Origin of the sequence: Stappia sp. ES.058 (assembly GCF_900105595.1) — a bacterium.
In the GTDB taxonomy this organism is placed as follows: Bacteria; Pseudomonadota; Alphaproteobacteria; order Rhizobiales; family Stappiaceae; genus Stappia.
Window position 1 is genome coordinate 2,198,119 of sequence record NZ_LT629784.1, and the last position, 16,820, is coordinate 2,214,938.

General features: G+C 61.9%; 11 protein-coding genes. 7 read left to right on the forward strand and 4 right to left on the reverse strand.

Annotation, left to right across the window (positions count from 1 at the left end; genetic code table 11):
- Window positions 1-41 precede the first annotated feature (41 nt).
- The 4 genes from BLU32_RS10115 to BLU32_RS10130 all read left to right on the forward strand — a co-directional run bounded on the left by BLU32_RS10115 (window position 42) and on the right by BLU32_RS10130 (window position 4,562).
- On the forward strand, window positions 42-869 hold the full coding sequence (locus BLU32_RS10115) for a ferritin-like domain-containing protein (protein WP_093810848.1): 828 nt from the start codon (window positions 42-44) through the stop codon (window positions 867-869).
- Window positions 870-1,007: 138 nt separating this feature from the next.
- Window positions 1,008-2,354 (forward strand): peptidoglycan DD-metalloendopeptidase family protein, encoded by a 1,347-nt coding sequence (locus BLU32_RS10120; protein WP_157727613.1) that lies wholly within the window; start codon window positions 1,008-1,010, stop codon window positions 2,352-2,354.
- 496 nt (window positions 2,355-2,850) lie between these two features.
- Window positions 2,851-3,651: an ATP-grasp fold amidoligase family protein gene (locus BLU32_RS10125; protein WP_157727614.1), complete on the forward strand. Its 801-nt coding sequence runs from the start codon at window positions 2,851-2,853 to the stop codon at window positions 3,649-3,651.
- Window positions 3,648-4,562: an ATP-grasp fold amidoligase family protein gene (locus tag BLU32_RS10130; protein ID WP_093806672.1), complete on the forward strand. Its 915-nt coding sequence runs from the start codon at window positions 3,648-3,650 to the stop codon at window positions 4,560-4,562. Before BLU32_RS10125 ends, BLU32_RS10130 begins: the two co-directional genes overlap by 4 nt.
- Before the next feature lie 60 nt (window positions 4,563-4,622).
- Here BLU32_RS10130 and prfB read toward each other — a convergent pair.
- From prfB to BLU32_RS10145, 3 genes are all read right to left on the reverse strand, one after another.
- Window positions 4,623-5,754, reverse strand: a protein-coding gene (prfB, locus tag BLU32_RS10135; RefSeq protein WP_157727615.1) for a peptide chain release factor 2 whose coding sequence is annotated in 2 segments (ribosomal slippage) — window positions 4,623-5,684 and window positions 5,686-5,754 — 1,131 coding nt in all. Because the reading frame shifts where the segments join, the coding sequence is not laid out codon by codon here.
- 167 nt (window positions 5,755-5,921) lie between these two features.
- On the reverse strand, window positions 5,922-8,372 hold the full coding sequence (locus BLU32_RS10140; RefSeq protein WP_172838625.1) for a penicillin-binding protein 1A: 2,451 nt from the start codon (window positions 8,370-8,372) through the stop codon (window positions 5,922-5,924).
- 395 nt (window positions 8,373-8,767) lie between these two features.
- Complete coding sequence (locus tag BLU32_RS10145; RefSeq protein WP_244501827.1) at window positions 8,768-10,021, reverse strand: N-acetylmuramoyl-L-alanine amidase; 1,254 nt, start codon at window positions 10,019-10,021, stop codon at window positions 8,768-8,770.
- Window positions 10,022-10,796: 775 nt separating this feature from the next.
- Here BLU32_RS10145 and BLU32_RS10150 point away from each other — a divergent pair.
- Window positions 10,797-13,370 (forward strand): ribonuclease E/G, encoded by a 2,574-nt coding sequence (locus BLU32_RS10150; RefSeq protein ID WP_093806680.1) that lies wholly within the window; start codon window positions 10,797-10,799, stop codon window positions 13,368-13,370.
- Between the two features lie 139 nt (window positions 13,371-13,509).
- Here BLU32_RS10150 and BLU32_RS10155 read toward each other — a convergent pair whose 3' ends face one another.
- Window positions 13,510-14,016 carry a hypothetical protein gene (locus BLU32_RS10155; RefSeq protein WP_093806682.1) on the reverse strand — a complete coding sequence of 169 codons (507 nt, stop codon included), beginning with the start codon at window positions 14,014-14,016 and terminating at the stop codon, window positions 13,510-13,512.
- Window positions 14,017-14,548: 532 nt separating this feature from the next.
- Here BLU32_RS10155 and BLU32_RS10160 point away from each other — a divergent pair.
- The gene (locus BLU32_RS10160) at window positions 14,549-16,000 is read left to right on the forward strand and encodes a hypothetical protein (protein WP_093806684.1); all 1,452 of its coding nucleotides are present in this window, start codon (window positions 14,549-14,551) and stop codon (window positions 15,998-16,000) included.
- A gap of 37 nt (window positions 16,001-16,037) precedes the next feature.
- Entirely contained in the window at window positions 16,038-16,811 is a 774-nt protein-coding gene (locus BLU32_RS10165; protein WP_093806686.1) for a hypothetical protein, read from the forward strand.
- Window positions 16,812-16,820: the final 9 nt, after the last annotated feature.

Consider the following 16,820-nt stretch of genomic DNA (forward strand, 5'->3'; position numbering starts at 1 on the left):
AAACGACCGGAGACCGCTTGCGCATTTCCCCGACGCGACAGATATCGCTCGACGCCGCCCCCGCCTCGCTCTGGGATGGGGCCCGTCGCATCGTCTCCACTGGCGATCTGGACGAGAAGATCCGTATCTCGCATGCGACGGCAAGGAGCTGGTTCGCGCGTGCCCTGTCCCTGCGCGAACGTACGGGCGGCCAGCCCATGCCCGCGCAACCGGGACGACCGGAGACCCCCCTCCTGCTGCCGCCGCGCGACATGCCGAAACGCGCGGTTGGCGGTCAGGCCGGCCGTATCGCGCTGCTCCATTCGCTCGCCCATATCGAACTGAACGCCGTTGACCTCACATGGGACCTCGTCGGACGCTTCGCGGGACATCGCATCCCCAGATCCTTCTTCGACGACTGGGTCCGTGTCGGGCTGGAAGAAGCCAAACATTTTTCGCTCCTGCGCAAGCGCCTCGCCGACGTCGGGTCGTCCTATGGCGCGCTCCCCGCCCACCACGGCCTGTGGGAAGCGGCAGAGAGCACCGGAAACGACCTGACGGCGCGTTTGGCCGTCATCCCACTCGTGCTTGAAGCGCGCGGTCTCGATATTTCGCCCAACATGATTGCCAAGGCCCGCCGGACCGGAGACTGGGAAACCGCCGATATTCTCGAAATCATCTATCGCGACGAGAAGCGTCACGTCGCCTTTGGGGCGAAATGGTTTCGCTTCCTGTGCGACCGCGAGCGCACAGATCCGGAAGCCAGGTTTCAGCACCTCGTGCGCCGGCACTTCAAGGGCGGGCTCAAACCGCCATTCAACGACCGGGCACGGGCTGAAGCCGGTCTGACTCCGGGATTCTATCGCCCGCTGGTGCGACTGACCGGCTGAAGCCGGCACTGGTGCTGCCGAAAAATCCGAAGAAACATCCAACCCTTAGCATTTGTTAACCTTAATCATCTCTAATTCGTTCCAAGGATGTCCGGCCGAGTGTGTGGTCGGGGACGACAGGAACGGGTCCGGAGAGTGATGACAGGACACGCAGCAAACGGGCAAAAGGTGTTCGGAAAACGCAAAGACCCCCATCGGGTTATCATCGCCAGGGGCGATCATGTGCGCAGTTTCACGATCTCCCCCTGGATCGCCGGTGCGGCCACCGCCATCGGGCTCATGCTTGCTGTCGGCTATGTCGGCGCCACCGCATATCTCGTCTTGCGAGACGACATCATTCATTCGTCATCGGAACGCCAGGCACAGATGCAGCTGTCCTACGAAGACCGCATCGCCTCGCTTCGCGCGCGCATCGATCAACTGACAAGCCGCAGCGTGCTGGAGCGCCAGAGCCTGGAAACGCAGCTGGAAGGTGTCCTCACGCGCCAGCAGGATCTGGACACGCGGCAGTCGCGTGTCGCCGCGCTGCTGCAAAAGGCCGCCGACAGCGGCATCCGGGTGGCGGTCGGCGGGCCGATACCGCAAACCAAGCCAGATGTTGCGGATCCGCTCCTGGCGCTGGATGCAGAGCTCACCGGAACCGGAATCGGCGGTACGCCGGAGCCGATCGAAATCGGTCCGGACCTCAACCTGCGCGGCTCCCAGAGCGAAACGCTGGCGCCCTCCGTAGGTCGTCCCGCCGCATCGCCGAAAGATCAGGCAGCGCTTGACGGTAAGAAAACCCTGATCGAGAGCGTGGCCGGAAACTTGCAGCGCATGGACCGCGAAGCGCATCTCGCACTTGATGTCATTGCGGTCAGCGCCGAGCAGGACGCGAAACGGATCTCGGAAACCGCCGACAAGCTCGGCCTGCAACTGGCAGGCGCCACGCCTCCGCAGGACCCGGCCGAAAGCGGCAGCGGGGGCCCGTATGTCGCCCTCGGCGCTACCGATTTCGATGCCCGCCTGCACCGGGCCGAGCGCGCGCTCATCGTTCTTGACACTCTAAAAACGGCCGCACGCGGCATCCCCTTCGACCGTCCGGTTGCCGGCGCACCGATCTCCTCCTCCTTCGGGCCCCGCCTCGATCCCTTTCTCGGGCGCATGGCGATGCACACCGGCACCGACTTCAAGGCGCCGCGCGGCGCCAACATCCGCGCGCCCGGTCCGGGCACGGTGGTCTTCGCCGGCCGCAATGGCGGCTATGGCAAGTCCGTCGAAATCGAACACCCGAGCGGCGTTGTGACACGTTTCGCCCATATGAGCCGGATCCTTGTGAAAAAGGGACAGACCGTGGCCGCGCGTGCGCCGATCGGTCGGGTCGGTTCGACGGGACGCTCGACCGGCCCGCACCTGCACTACGAGGTGCGCATGGACGACCGGCCCATGAACCCGACACGATTCATGGACGCCGGCGAGAGGATCAAGCCTTTGCTCGAGAATTGAGCAGTCGGCCAAGCGCCTGTATCGTGATCGGACGGAAGCAACCAACCATCACAATACCGCCCGACGTCGACCCGCTCCGTCTTCTGCGGGATGGACCGGCAGGATTTCGCCGCAGACACGGTTCTTTGACTGGCAGCCGTCCGTACCGCCGTTTCTGCGGGCGCTCGGTCCGTTTCCCGGGATGCGCTGAGCGCTGAACGAGGCGCTGAATAAATCTCAAGAAAAACGACAAATCCTGCCCTCCACACGCGTCGTCACGTCCGGCAAGGACCTGGCGGGCGACGTCATCCGGCAATGCGCCGGACGAGAAGGATCGCCCCCTCGCGCGAGAATCATCGTCTTTGCCGATGAATTGGACAAGACCCCGGTTGTGCGTGCATGCGTCTTTACCTAAAGAAATTGAGATGTTGATCGAACAGACTTTATTTCAATGAATTCGAAAGCTCTGACGAACTTCCTGCTCCGGGTCGCCCCTGAAACGCGCCTGTTTGACAAGGTGCTTTCCTATGCACAGTTTTTTGCAACACACGGTCGTCTTGCGGGCCGGAAGAACTCGCTGAACGACGCCCTCCTTGCCATCAAGATATCGGATGAAATCCTGTCCCCCTTGCGGGTCATGACGACCGACAAGGAACTTGCAAAGATCTACCTGCACGGGTGTGTCGATTCCTTTCACGTCGTCCCGACCATCGCCGTCCTGAGGTCGCGCGCGGAGATCCGGTGTTTTCCGTTTCCGAAGCGGTGCGTCATCAAACCCACCCATTCGAGCGGAGACGTGATCCGCCGCCGGAACGGTGAACCACTGGACCTGACGCACATCGCAAGCTGGCTTGAAATCAACTACTACCGAACCTGGCGGGAGGCGAATTACCGGTATCTGGAGCCGAAAATCATCATTGAGCCATTTGTCTTCGACCAGGAGGACCCTTGCGAGGTGAAGTTCTTTTGCTTCAAAGGCAAGGTCAAAATCATCAAGTGGACCTATGACAAGACAACCCGTCCGCACAGAATGCTCTACGACCGGAACTGGACGGCGCTCGATGCGTCGATGAACTACCCTCTGACGACCTTGAAAAAGGAACGGCCGGCAAACCTCGATGCAATGATTGCAGCGGTCGAGCGCGTGGCTGACCCCTTCGGTCTCGTTCGCATTGACGTTTACACCAATGATGCCGACTTCTATCTTGGCGAAGTTACGCACATATCAAACAATGCCACCTTGAGATTCATTCCCCCTGAGTCGGAACACCGGATCTCGGCGATCATTTTCGATGAAGAAAGCAAATCTTTCATATGACGTCACACCCGCAAGATCCGGCCGAGGACGCTGCCTCAAAGCCCGCATCGGACTGGATTCTCGCGTTTTGTCTCGGTCGGCTGAACCGGCACGCACCGGAGACGCGGTTTTTCGACAAGCTCATTTCGACCTTGCAATTCCGTCTCGCGCACAGCCGCTGGCCCGGACAGAAGGAAACGCTTCAAGACGCATTGCTCGCGCTGAAGAACAGCGATGACATTCTAAGCCCGGACAGGGTCAAGACCACGGACAAGGAACTCGCCAAGACCTTTGTCGAAGAGCACGCCGGACCGGGCCTGGCGATTCCGACACTTGCCGTGCTGCGCAACAAGGAGGAAGCAAACGCCTTTGCCTTTCCGGCCCGCTGCGCGATCAAACCGACCCACGGGAGCGGAGATTTCATCATTCGGCGAAATGGCGAGCCGATCGACATGCCCCGCGTGCTCCGCTGGTTCGACATGAATTACTACAGGGTCTGGCGCGAGGCGAATTACCGCGATCTCACGCCGAAGGTGATCATCGAACCGATCATCTTCGACGCCGACCTCAGCAACGAATTGAAAATATTCTGCCATCAGGGTCGGGTAAAGGTGATCAAGTACTACACCGGATCCCACACCAACAAGACCTCGATGCTTTATACGGCCGACTGGCGCCCGTTGCACGTGGCCCTTGGTACGCCACTGGCACCGGACGTTCGCCCGCGCCCCTCAAATCTCGAAGCAATCATCGAGGTCGTCGAAAAGCTGGCCGCGCACTTCGAACTGGTTCGCATCGACCTCTACTGCAAGGATGACGCATTCTTCATCGGCGAATTGACCCATATCGACCACAATGCGACGGGACAATTCTTCCCGCCGGACGCCGAGGACCGGATTTCCAGGCTGATACTGCACGGCGAGCACGCCTGAAAACTGGAAAGACGCTCCGGAGCGCCTTTCCATACAATCGCTGTTCCCAAGGGATCGGGATTATTCGACGTCGGCGATCTCTTCCGCCTGGCCACCGAAGGCGCGCTGCGCCAGCGTCGCTTCCATGAAACCGTCGAGGTCGCCATTCAGCACGTCCTGCGGGCTGGTGCTTTCCACACCCGTGCGCAGGTCCTTCACAAGCTGATAGGGCTGCAAGACGTAGGAGCGGATCTGGTGCCCCCAACCGATCGACGTCTTCGACGATGCTTCGGCATTGGCCTTTTCTTCCCGCTTCTGCAACTCCAGTTCATAGAGCCGCGCCTTCAGCATCGACCAGGCGCTGGCCCGGTTCTTGTGTTGCGAGCGTTCGCTCTGGCACTGCACCACGATCCCGGTCGGCTGGTGGGTGATGCGCACGGCCGAGTCGGTCGTGTTCACATGCTGCCCGCCCGCGCCGGACGCGCGGTAAGTGTCTATGCGGCAGTCGCTTTCGGCGATGTCCACCTCAATGGAATCGTCGATCACCGGATAGACCCAGGCCGAGGCAAAGCTCGTGTGACGACGCGCCTGACTGTCATAGGGCGAGATTCGCACAAGACGGTGCACCCCGGACTCCGTCTTCAACCAGCCGTAAGCATTGTCGCCCCTGACCTTGAGTGTGGCGGACTTGATTCCCGCTTCGTCGCCGTCATGGATCTCGAGAACCTCGACCTTGTGTCCGTGCTGCTCGGCCCAGCGGGTGTACATGCGAAACAGCATATTCGCCCAGTCCTGGCTTTCCGTGCCGCCGGCACCCGCGTTGATCTCCAGATAGGCGTCATTGCCGTCGGCCTCACCGGACAGGAGCGAGGCAATCTGACGGCGTTGCACATCGGCGCGCAGCGCTTTCAGCGCCGTTTCCGCGTCGCCGACCACCTCACTGTCGCCTTCCGCATCGCCAAGCTCGATAAGTTCGAGATTGTCGTTGAGGTCGGCCTCGAGCTGCCGCACCCCGTTGATGCTGTCATCGAGATGCTGGCGCTCGCGCATCATTTTTTGAGCCTGCGTCGGGTCGTCCCAAAGGGTCGGATCCTCGGAGGCGGCATTCAGTTCGTCTAGCCTGGCAATCGCTTGATCCCAGTCAAAGATGCCTCCTCAGCAGGCTTATGGCCTGCTTGATTTCATCGACCACGGCCTCTGTTTCGGCGCGCATCGCAAGTCCTCGCATTGGTGTTGAAAGGGTCGCCATCCGATCGGATGCAACGAGGTTTCCGGATCTCCACGATCTTGCGGATTCCGGAATTGGCGCGCGACCTTAGTTGATCTCCCGGTGCGGTGCAAACCGTCCGGGATCTCCCTGATCGCTGCCTTGCCCGAGGCTCAGTAGAGGCCACCTGTGCCCGTCATCACCGCCTGCCCGGCCTCTGGCGAAACCGTGCGCGGAATGCCGACGTCGTCCTGGAACCCGATGATGGAATACTCATCCGGCGGCGCCGTGCCTGGCTTGAAAGCCTCCAGGATCGTGCCAGGCGTCCCCGCGGAGGCGCGCAGACCGGTCCGCCGGTTGATCGGGATGAGTTGCAGCCCCTTGGGAACGCGGAACTCGACAGGCGGCTGATCCGCCAGCGCGTTCTTGACGAAATCGGTAAAGATCGGCGCGGCAACCTGGCCGCCGGTGGCACCGCGCCCCATCGGCTTGGGATTGTCATATCCGACGAAGACACCAACCGTCAGATCGGGGGTGAAGCCGACAAACCATGCATCCTTCTCGTCGTTGGTCGTTCCGGTCTTGCCGGCCACCGGACGATTGACCGCCTGGACCTTCGTGGCGGTGCCCCTCAGGACCACCCCCTCCAGCATCGAGGTGATCTGATAGGCCGTCATCGGGTCGAGAACCTGTTCGCGATTGTCGATCAACTCGGGCTCGGACTGGCCTTCCCAATGATCGGTCGCGCAGGTTTCGCACACCCGTTCCTCGTGACGGAACACGGTCTTCCCGTATCGATCCTGAATGCGGTCGATCAGCGTCGGCGTCACCTTGCGGCCGCCATTGGCGATCATTGCGTAAGCCGTGACCATGCGCATCACCGTGGTCTCGCCCGCCCCGAGCGCCATGGACAATACCGGCATCATGTCATCATAGATACCGAAGCGCTTGGAGTACTCGGCGACAAGCGGCATGCCCATATCCTGGGCAAGTCGCACCGTCATGACGTTTCGCGATAGCTCGATGCCGAGACGAAGGGTCGACGGTCCGTAGAATTTGCCGCCGTAATTCTGCGGCCGCCAGACGGGAAGGCCCGGCCCCTGGCTGATCTCCACCGGCGCATCCATCACCACGCTCGACGGCGTGTAGCCATTGTCCAGCGCCGCCGCATAGATGAAAGGCTTGAAGGCGGAGCCGGGCTGGCGATAGGCCTGCGTTGCGCGATTGAACTCGCTCTGGGCGAAGGAAAACCCACCGACCATCGCGAGCACGCGACCGGTAAAGGGATCCATGGCGACAAGCGCACCGGAAACCTTCGGGAATTGCATCAGCTCATACGTCGGTCCCGCCGGACCGTCCTTGGCTTCGACGAAGATCACGTCACCCGGGTTGAGCACATCGTTCGCGGTCTTGGGAGCGCGTCCGCTGACCCGGGCCCACTTCATGCCGGAAAACGGCAACGTCGCCCGTTTGCGATCCGTGGACAACTCGCCACTCACCAGTGTTTCCGGCTGCAGGCCGATCTCGGCCGCGTCTTCAGACACCGACAGCACGACCGCCGGACGCCACTCGGGGATGTCGGAGTAGCCCGACACCTCCGCAAGCGCAGCACCCCAGTCGCCGGCGCCGAGTTCAATTGTCTTGTCCGCGCCGCGCCAGCCGCCCCGGCGGCGATCAAAGGCGATCAGGCCATCCATGAGCGCCTTTCGGGCCTTGACCTGCAGTTCCGGGTCAAGCGTGGAGCGCACGGACAACCCGCCCTCGTAAAGCCGATCCTCTCCATACATATCGAAGATCCGGCGGCGCACCTCCTCGGCGAAATACTCCGACCCGAAGAGCTGCGATCCGCGGCTGCGCGGCGTGACGTTGAGCGGCTTGGCCTTGGCTTCCTCGCCGGCCGTGGAATCGACGAAGCCGTTCTGCACCATCCGATCGATGACCCAGTTGCGGCGCTCGATTGCACGCTCGCGCTCGCGGAACGGATGGTAGTTGCTCGGCCCCTTGGGCAACGCGGCAAGGTAGGCCGCTTCCTCGAGCGTCAATTCATGCACGGACTTGTCAAAATAGAGCAATGAGGCCGCAGCGACGCCATAGGCCCCCAGGCCGAGGTAGATCTCGTTCAGATAGAGCTCGAGGATCTCGTCCTTGGTGTAGGCCTGCTCGATACGCAGCGCCAGAATCGCCTCCTTGACCTTGCGCTCGATCGATACCTCGTTGGTCAGCAGGAAGTTTTTTGCGACCTGCTGCGTGATCGTCGAAGCGCCCTGGGGACGTCGGCCCGACCCGTAATTCTTGATGTAGGTGAACGCGGCCCGGGCGATGCCCTCCGGATCGACGCCCAGATGGGTGTAGAAATTCTTGTCCTCGGCGGACATGTAGGCCTGCTTGAGCATTTCCGGCACGGCCTGGATCGGCAGGAACAGGCGGCGTTCCTTGGCGTATTCGGCCATCAACTGGCCATCCGCTGCGTGAACGCGCGTCATGACCGGCGGTTCGTAGTTCTTCAGGGTCGTATAGTCAGGAAGGTCGTCGGTCATCTCCTGCAGATAAATCCACACGCCACCCGCCACCAGAAACGCGAACACCGCTCCAATGCCGAAAAGATAGCCGAAAAGTTTGATCAGGACTTTCATGTAACCGGCTCGTTTGCCCCAATTGGATTTCCAGTGCGCGCAGGAATGCATTTCTTGCGTGCGGAACGGCGCCAAGAGAGGGCCGATGCAGCGGCATACAGGATTCGCCCTTTGCCCCGCCAGTCTCTTGCAGTCTCGGTCGCCTGCGATGTCATTCTATCTGTTGCCGTCTGTTGCCGTACACCCTGTCAACGTTCCACCGTTTTGCGGTTTCCTGCAGTCGGTTTCACTCGACACCTGACCTTCGCGGCCCGTCTTCCCCGCAATGAAGCCCCGCAACATGTCTTGACAGCGCAAACACAAGAATGACGAACGCGACGACGCTCTGCCCATCGTTCAAAACCCTCTGTCGGCGAGCAATATGGCGATGCTGAGGCGGTCGGGCATCATTGCCCGGGGTCGCCCGCCTCGCCGTCTGTCTTGCCGACCTCCGCGGTCCGGGACAGCTTCAGATCCGCTGCACCGAAGCGCCGCGCGAAGTACCGGTCAATCGCGGCAACGATTGCTCCGGACATTCGGTCGCGCCACGCGTCGGTGGCCATCAGTTTCTCGTCGAGCTTGTGCGACAGATATCCGAGTTCGACCAGTGCCGAGGGCACATCATGCGCGGTCAGCACCCGGAAGCCGGCGGAACGATGCGGATTCTTGACGAGTTCGGCCGAACCGCGGAGCTCGTCGACGAGCGTGCGCGCAAAAAAGTAGGAAAACTTCTTGGTCTCCATCCGCGCGAGATCGATCAAGATATCGGTCACGTCGTCCGGTTCGTCCGCCAGGTCGATCCCGGCGATGACATCCGAGCGGTTCTCGCGTTCCGCGAGCGCTTCCGCGATCGCGTCGCTGGCTGTTTCCGAAAGCGTGTAGACCCCCGCCCCCCGGACCTGGCTGCGCCCGATGCGCACCGAATCGGCATGTACGGACACCAGAAGGTCCGCCTGATGCCCCCGCGCGATCTTCACCCGCTCGCGAAGGGGAATAAAAACATCGGTATCCCGCGTCATGCGCACGTCGTAGCGCCCGCTCTGCTTGAGCTTGTCGCGAAGCAGCAATGCGAAATCGAGAACCACGGCCTTTTCCAGGGTGCCGCCCGCGCCGGTGGCACCGGTATCCAGACCGCCATGCCCGGGATCGAGCACGATGAGCGGCCTGCTCGCATCCGCCTGTGGTTTGAGCCGGTCGCCTTTTCGCGCGACGGCCGCGCTCCTGGCGCGCGCTTCGGCGGCCGTCTCCGCCACCTCGTTCAGGAAGGCGGAACGGGTGGTTTTCACCAGATCGATCACGAAACGGGCGGGCTGATCCGATACAGGTGGAAGAACAAAGACCTTGTCGACCGATACGGGCGCCGTGGCATCGATAACGATCCGCGACTTGCCGGCCGCGAAGAGGCCAAAACGCCAGTCAGAGACAAGTCCACGTCCCTCTCGGCCGGCAACCGGGTCGAGATCGAACGACACTTGCGGGAGATCGATCACCACCCGATAGGGATCGGACAAGGTGGAAACCGCAAACTCGACAGGCTTCGAAAGATCCATGACGAAACGTGTGCGAAGTTCATCGCCGGCAAGCCGGGCATCGCGTGCCACCGCCACAACGTCACTTTCAGCCTGAACCGAAACCGCAGCCGTCCCGAGCCATACGATCATCGCGGCTGCAAAAAACCTGCAAGCCATGCGCCGAACCATTGTCATTCGAGTCCGTTTCCAAGAGCGTTTCGCGAAGCGCCACCCCACAACACCCCTGACCAAGACTTACACATAGGCAAGTTAACCTTTCATTGACAATAGAGAGATCGTCCCGGTGCCCGCGAAACACGCAAGCCGGGGTCGCGAGCATACTTGCCATCGCCGGCTCACGCCCGTAAAAGGAAGTGAACGGGTCCCGGTCTCGGAGTTGATTCTGACCGGGATGTCTTGGTCCCCTTGAACGGCGTCCCGTCAAGCCAACTGTCCTTGCGTCATCCGCGAAAGTTCGATTGGCTGCGGAAATCCGATTGGGTGACCGATCCGTGTGCGCGCTTGCCGCAACCGCCTCCGACGTCGCAAACAAGTCTGCGACCAGGTGGACTGAGTGGTAAGCGCGGACATGCGGCGCGGTGGATCCGGAGACAACCGTTCGTGGTCGCCAGTGGTGGCCGCCCGTCAGCAGTCGCAAAGCGTCTGCCTTTTTTCAATACCGGCCGGTCGTTTTGGCGGGCACGCGATACATATGGTCAGATAGGCGCTGCAATGAACCTTTGCGCGAAGACGATCCGCAACGGACAAGGACCTGCCCTCTGCGGTACGGGCTCCTCCGTTCGCATCGCCGCGCAGCGCGCCACTCCGTCAACATTCACAATGAAGAACAGAACGGCCGGTGTTTCGCACATCCGGGCGCGCAGTAAGCGCCGCCCCGAGGCGACGGTCGTGGAGATCCCCATCTATGGCAAACAAAATGCTGATCGACGCCGCGCACCCGGAGGAAACCCGGGTTGTCGTCGTGCGTGGCAACAGGGTCGAAGAATTTGATTTCGAGGCCGCGAATCGCAAACAGCTGCGCGGCAACATCTATCTGGCGAAGGTAACCCGGGTCGAGCCGTCGCTTCAGGCGGCATTCGTCGACTACGGCGGCAATCGCCACGGCTTCCTCGCGTTCGGCGAAATCCACCCCGACTATTACCAGATCCCGGTCGCCGATCGGCAGGCGCTGCTTGAGGAAGAAGAAGCCGACGCCCGACGCAACGACGCCGACGAGGCGCCCGAGAAGCCTGCCAGGCCGTCGCGCCGCCGTGCCAAGGCCGCCAAGGCAGACGCCGAGGACGCAAGCGTTTCGGTCGACGAGACGCCGTCGGACGACGACGCCGGGGCCGATACGGAAAACGGCTCCGACGGTGAAAACGACGTTGAATCGGTCGGTGCCGAGGACGCGATGGAAGAAGTGCCGCAGCGCGCGCGCCGCCATCGCAAGCAATACAAGATCCAGGAGGTGATCAAGCGCCGGCAGGTCCTGCTGGTGCAGGTCGTCAAGGAAGAGCGCGGCAACAAGGGTGCGGCCCTCACCACCTACCTGTCGTTGGCCGGACGCTATTCCGTGCTGATGCCGAACACCGCCCGCGGCGGCGGCATTTCGCGCAAGATCACCAATCCTGCGGATCGCAAGCGGTTGAAGAAAATTGCCTCGGAGCTCGAAGTGCCGCAGGGCATGGGCGTGATCCTGCGCACCGCCGGCGCCAGCCGCACCAAGGCGGAGATCAAGCGCGATTTCGAGTATCTGATGCGGCTTTGGGAGAACGTGCGCGACTTGACGCTGCAATCCTCCGCCCCCTATCTGGTCTACGAGGAGGGGTCGCTGATAAAGCGCTCGATCCGCGACCTATACAACAAGGACATCGACCAGGTCCTTGTCGCGGGTGACGAGGGCTACCGCGAGGCCAAGGACTTCATGCGCATGCTCATGCCGAGCCATGCCAAAAACGTCCAGCCCTACAAGGACGCGACGCCCGTCTTCTCGCGCTTCATGGTCGAATCCCAGCTCGACGCGATGTTCTCGCCACAGGTGACGCTGAAATCGGGCGGCTACATCGTCATCAACCAGACGGAAGCGCTGGTCGCCATCGACGTGAACTCGGGCAAGTCCACGCGCGAACACAACATCGAGGACACCGCCTTCCAGACCAATCTGGAGGCGGCGGAGGAAGTCGCCCGTCAGCTGCGGCTGCGCGATCTTGCCGGTCTCATCGTGATCGATTTCATCGACATGGAAGAGAACAAGAACAACCGCGCCGTCGAGCGAAAGATGAAGGATTGCCTGAAGAACGACCGGGCTCGGATCCAGGTCGGGCGGATCTCGCACTTCGGCCTGCTGGAGATGTCGCGCCAGCGCATTCGCACCGGGGTTCTGGAAAGTTCGATGACCCCCTGCCCGCATTGCCACGGCACGGGAATGATCCGGTCGGTGGAATCGGTGGCGCTGCATGTGCTTCGCTCGCTGGAAGACCAGTTGCTGAAAGGCCCGACGCACAATCTGATCGTTCGCACGACGACGGATGCCGCTCTCTACATTCTCAATCAAAAGCGGTCGCATCTGTCAGATCTCGAAGCGCGCTTCGGGCTTGAGATCGATGTCCAGGCCGGATCGATGGACAACGGCCAGCATTATTCCCTGGAGCGCGGCGAACTTATCGAAGCCCGCCCGGACGATGCGCCGCCGATGGTTCAGCCGTCGAGCATCGAGCCGATCGTGATCGAGCACGAAGACGAGGACGAGGATCCGGAGGAGGCTCCGCGCGAGCGCTCCGCGCGCGAGGACACTCAGGACGAGGACGGAAACAACCGCAAACGCCGGCGCCGGCGCAGGCGGCGCAAGCCTTCGGGCGACGACGCACAGCAGGCCGACGCGGATGCAAATGGCGATGCCAACGGCGACGACGACCAGTCGAACGGCGATGCCGGTGCTGCCTCCGAAGCCGCTGGCGAAGACGAGAGCGACGAGGATCGTGCCCGCCGCAAGCGTCGCCGTGGCCGTCGCGGCGGTCGCCGCAGCCGGCGGGATGGCGAGGGCAACGAGACGTCGGCCAATGCGGACGGCTCCGAGACGGCCGGGGACAACGACGCCGGGGAAACCGTAGCAGCCTCAAACGACGAGACGCCCGCCGGCGAAGCGGCTCAGGCCGAACCGCAGGACGCGCCGACGGAGGCCTCCGGCAACGAAAGCGCCGCCACGCCCCAGGCCGAGCCGACTTCAGAAGAGATCAAGACATCGGAAGAACCCGCGGCGCCTGCACCGGAAGATGTCTCCGCGGACGACGGCTCTGCAGACACTGAAGAACCGGTTGTAGCCGCGAACGGCGAAGAGCCTGCCGCCGCCGACAGCGCGCAATCGGAACCGGCAGAGCCGGAGGTCCAGGCAGAGCCTGTCGTGGTTCGCGAGACCGTCTCGGGAGATGGTTCCACGGAAACCGACGAAGAGCCCGAACCGAAGCGCTCGGGCTGGTGGCAGCGCCGCAGCTTCTTCTGAAAGGACGTTGGGCGCCTCATCAGGAGGCGCAGACGGAATACCTGACCCTAAAGACAAGGGGAGCGGATCGATCACGATCCGCTCCTTTTTTGTTCTGCGCCATTTCATGCGTCAGGCCCGGAAAGCCGGCTGTTACAGTTTAGTCCCCAGCGAACGCGATATCGGAGATCAAAGCAGGGCCGGTCTGCTTTCCGGACGCATTGGCGATGTCGGCCAGCGATTGTCCGCCCGCGCCCAACCGGTAGCCCTTGGCCTCAAGCCGGGCCGTGAGCTCTGCGGCGCTCAGGTCGAACAGGGGCGCGACTTCGGCAACGGTCCCCTGCTCGATTGCAGACAACGCGGCGCGCACCGGATTGCCGCCGGACGACGTCGACGTCATCGCCGGGAGGGCGAATGCCAGCGACCCGACCAGACCGATGACAAGAGGGATCGTCAATCGTCCCTGCTTCAAATAGGTCGAGAACCCGTTCCAGTTGCGCCACAGATGCACTCCGACCGGCAGGATCAGGACCAGCGACAGCCACTCATGCATGGAGTGGAAATAGGCGCTCCCAAAATGAAAGAAGAGAAAGAGGCCAGACACCGCAGAAACGGTAAACAGGACGATTGTGAATGTGGTTCCGTGCGTCTTCAGAAATCGGGTCACGACAGGTCTCCATGTCTCGAATTGGATCACTGATTGCTGCATCGCAGCAGAGACTTGAGCAAGGTTCAAACTGTATCGAAATGTCGTGCTGCGACAGTCCCGACGGCACCTTGCGAAGCCTCAACCTCACTCACGCTAACCCAGAGACGGCAACCACTCCCTCAGCCGATGCATGGCCTTCTCGATGGCCTGATTGTCGCCGGCGAAGGACTTGCTTTCGTTGGAAACCCATCGCACGCCGTGAGAGTTCGGGCGGAACCTATCACGGCATCGGGCAATGCGCTCGACCGGGCGATCCAGCCCAGAGCGCGGACGGAACCAACCGGCGGGTCGCAAGGCGGTCCGGTTCTCGTATTCGCGCCCGCAAGGGTGGACACGCGCAATCCGCGCATGGTTGGATGGGGCTGTTGCAATCAACGATTGACAGGCGGGGGCCGCGATTTTGAGTGCGAGCAAACTTGCGGCTCCGAAGCGCCGACGGGGTCCGTTTTTTCGGCGCCTGTGTGCAGGTCTAGCGACGGTGGTCATAGCCTTGCCCGGGATTGTTGAAGACCTGTCAGTCCAGGCCTCGTCCACCCGCCCGGCCCTCATTCTGCCAGGAAACAAATCATCTCCGGAAAACCCCGAAACCGCCGCGCCGGCTGACGCGCATTCGCCTTTTCCCGCAAGGCCCGACGTTGCACCGCTCGGGCCGGCCGGGAACCGCCTGCGCATTCCCGGCGTGACCGGCGCGACAGTGGCCCGCATTGCCAGCGCCATCGGCTGCGAGATTCCCAGGGATACCGGTTTGTCCGGAGGAAGCCTTTCCGTAGCACCGCTGAATTGCATCGCTCGCGAACTGGGCATCGACCTGAAATCCCAGGACGACCGGGCCCGGGCCAAGACACTGAACAAGATTGAACAGATCCTCGACTGGCAGGACGACAGCGCCCGCAAAAGCGGGATGGCGCAGCCGTTCACTCATCCGTACCGAAAGAGCTTCGGTCGATTGTCGGCGACCTTCACATCCAACATCTACCATCGCATCGGCGCGTGTCCCGAAGCGGTGGTGCGCTGGCGCATTCCGGATGGAATCCGCAAAGGTCTCTCGCAGGACAGGATCGCGGCAGGTCACACCGCTCCGTTGTCCGCGTATCTGTTCACCGAGCGCGACATCCGCGGGATGCTGGCCAGTTCGAACGTCCAGATCCGCTCCCCTACGCTTCCCCATGCCGTGTGCACAGGGAAACGGCCGGCAAGGGTTGCGATCCGGATCGAAATGGGCGACCGCGAACTGACGGCTTTCGACGTCCCGGCGGATGATTTCTTTCAAGGCGGTGCCGCCTGGATGGCATTTATCACAGCGGCCGCCACGAAACTCACGAAGGAGGCGAACGACGTGATCCGGCAAGGCGCCGGGCGCGCCTACGCCGACGCCGAACGTTTCCGCGACCTATACGGCGACTTCAAGAACATGCGCCTCATGACGGCTCTCATCGACGGAACCTACAAGCCCAAGGCATTCCTGCCGGCGCATCAGCTGGCGGTGCGTCGCATGTTCGTGCGCTATCATGTCCTCTACAGCCGGCACTGTTACGATGATCCGCCGGGCGATCTGTCGCCTGAAGACCGTGCAAGGCTCCTTGGCGACCGGTTCTTCCTGAGCCGCACCTTCGTCTACACCTCGCGCAACGCACGCACCGGCGAAGACGTCGCGACCCCGCAAGATTTTCACATCCGGGTGAGATACGCTGACCGGGTCTACGATCTTGCGCAGGAAGAGCTTCGGCGCACACACAATGCCCTGTTTCTGGAGCGCGGTATGGGTATCTCGGCAAGGGCCCTGCGCGACATCGACCTGTTCTTCGAGCGGCAGGGGTGTCTGTCTCCCCGCGCGGCGTCTTTCGAAGAAAACCTCTTTCAAGCCGCGTCCCTTGCATGGGACCCGCAGCGCGAGCGTGGCACCGCACCTCAGATCTTCCTTCCCGGCATCAACCTGAAATAGCCGCAACCGACGCACCGACCCAATCCGGAGCCCCGAGATGAACCTCCTCCCCAGCTTTGCAATCGGCGTGCTTGCAACCATTGCCGTTTGCTTTCCAACACAACCAAGGGCCGAGGCGCTTCAAAGCGTCGAGGTGAACGGCGAACTGACAGAAACGCAACTGAATGTGCTCGCGGAGCAGGTGCGACGATGCAAGACCATCGACGAATATCGACAAATCATGCTCGAACATAAGCGCAAGACCCACGGCGACGACGCCGAGCTCTCAGAAAAGTCCGCTCGGAGAGCCTTCGGCTTCGTTAGAAAATGCGTTCTGAAAGCATACGACCTCGACAACCGGAACGTGAGATCCAAGAACGCCCGGCTGCAACAGATCTACAATGCCCTCGTCGAAAAGACGCAGGCCGAAGGCCCGGCCCTCAAGGCTTTCCCGGGTTTCGTCGACGGGTACCAGCGCTTCAAGATCTACACCACCACCAGCCCGGGCGACGCCTTCTGCAACGAGGAAGAATGGCTTCAGATCGCCTTCGACGAGACCCGGATGATGGATCGCCCGATAACCCGAAACGAAATGGAGCGCTTTGTCGGCAATGCCTTCGTCGCGACGATCGGCCAGGCGACCTGCACGAACACGCGACCGAAAAAGGTCAACTACGTTTTCACGCTTGGCGACACCGTGATTGCCGAAAAGATGTTCAAGCCGAGATACGGCTACGTCATGCGCACGCTGATGTTCGACCGATCCTCAGCCACGGCGTTCGGCAAAGCCGTCGGCGGAGAAATCCTCGAGGCTGCCTATGCGGCGCGCTGAGAAGGTCGT

What these genes read in the sequence shown, in the direction of transcription:
- BLU32_RS10130 (WP_093806672.1), top strand. Translation starts at nt 3,648, where the DNA reads ATGACGTCACACCCGCAAGATCCGGCCGAGGACGCTGCCTCAAAGCCC.
- BLU32_RS10150 (WP_093806680.1), top strand. Translation starts at nt 10,797, where the DNA reads ATGGCAAACAAAATGCTGATCGACGCCGCGCACCCGGAGGAAACCCGG.
- BLU32_RS10120 (WP_157727613.1), top strand. Translation starts at nt 1,008, where the DNA reads ATGACAGGACACGCAGCAAACGGGCAAAAGGTGTTCGGAAAACGCAAA.
- BLU32_RS10165 (WP_093806686.1), top strand. Translation starts at nt 16,038, where the DNA reads ATGAACCTCCTCCCCAGCTTTGCAATCGGCGTGCTTGCAACCATTGCC.
- BLU32_RS10145 (WP_244501827.1), bottom strand. Translation starts at nt 10,021, where the DNA reads ATGATCGTATGGCTCGGGACGGCTGCGGTTTCGGTTCAGGCTGAAAGT.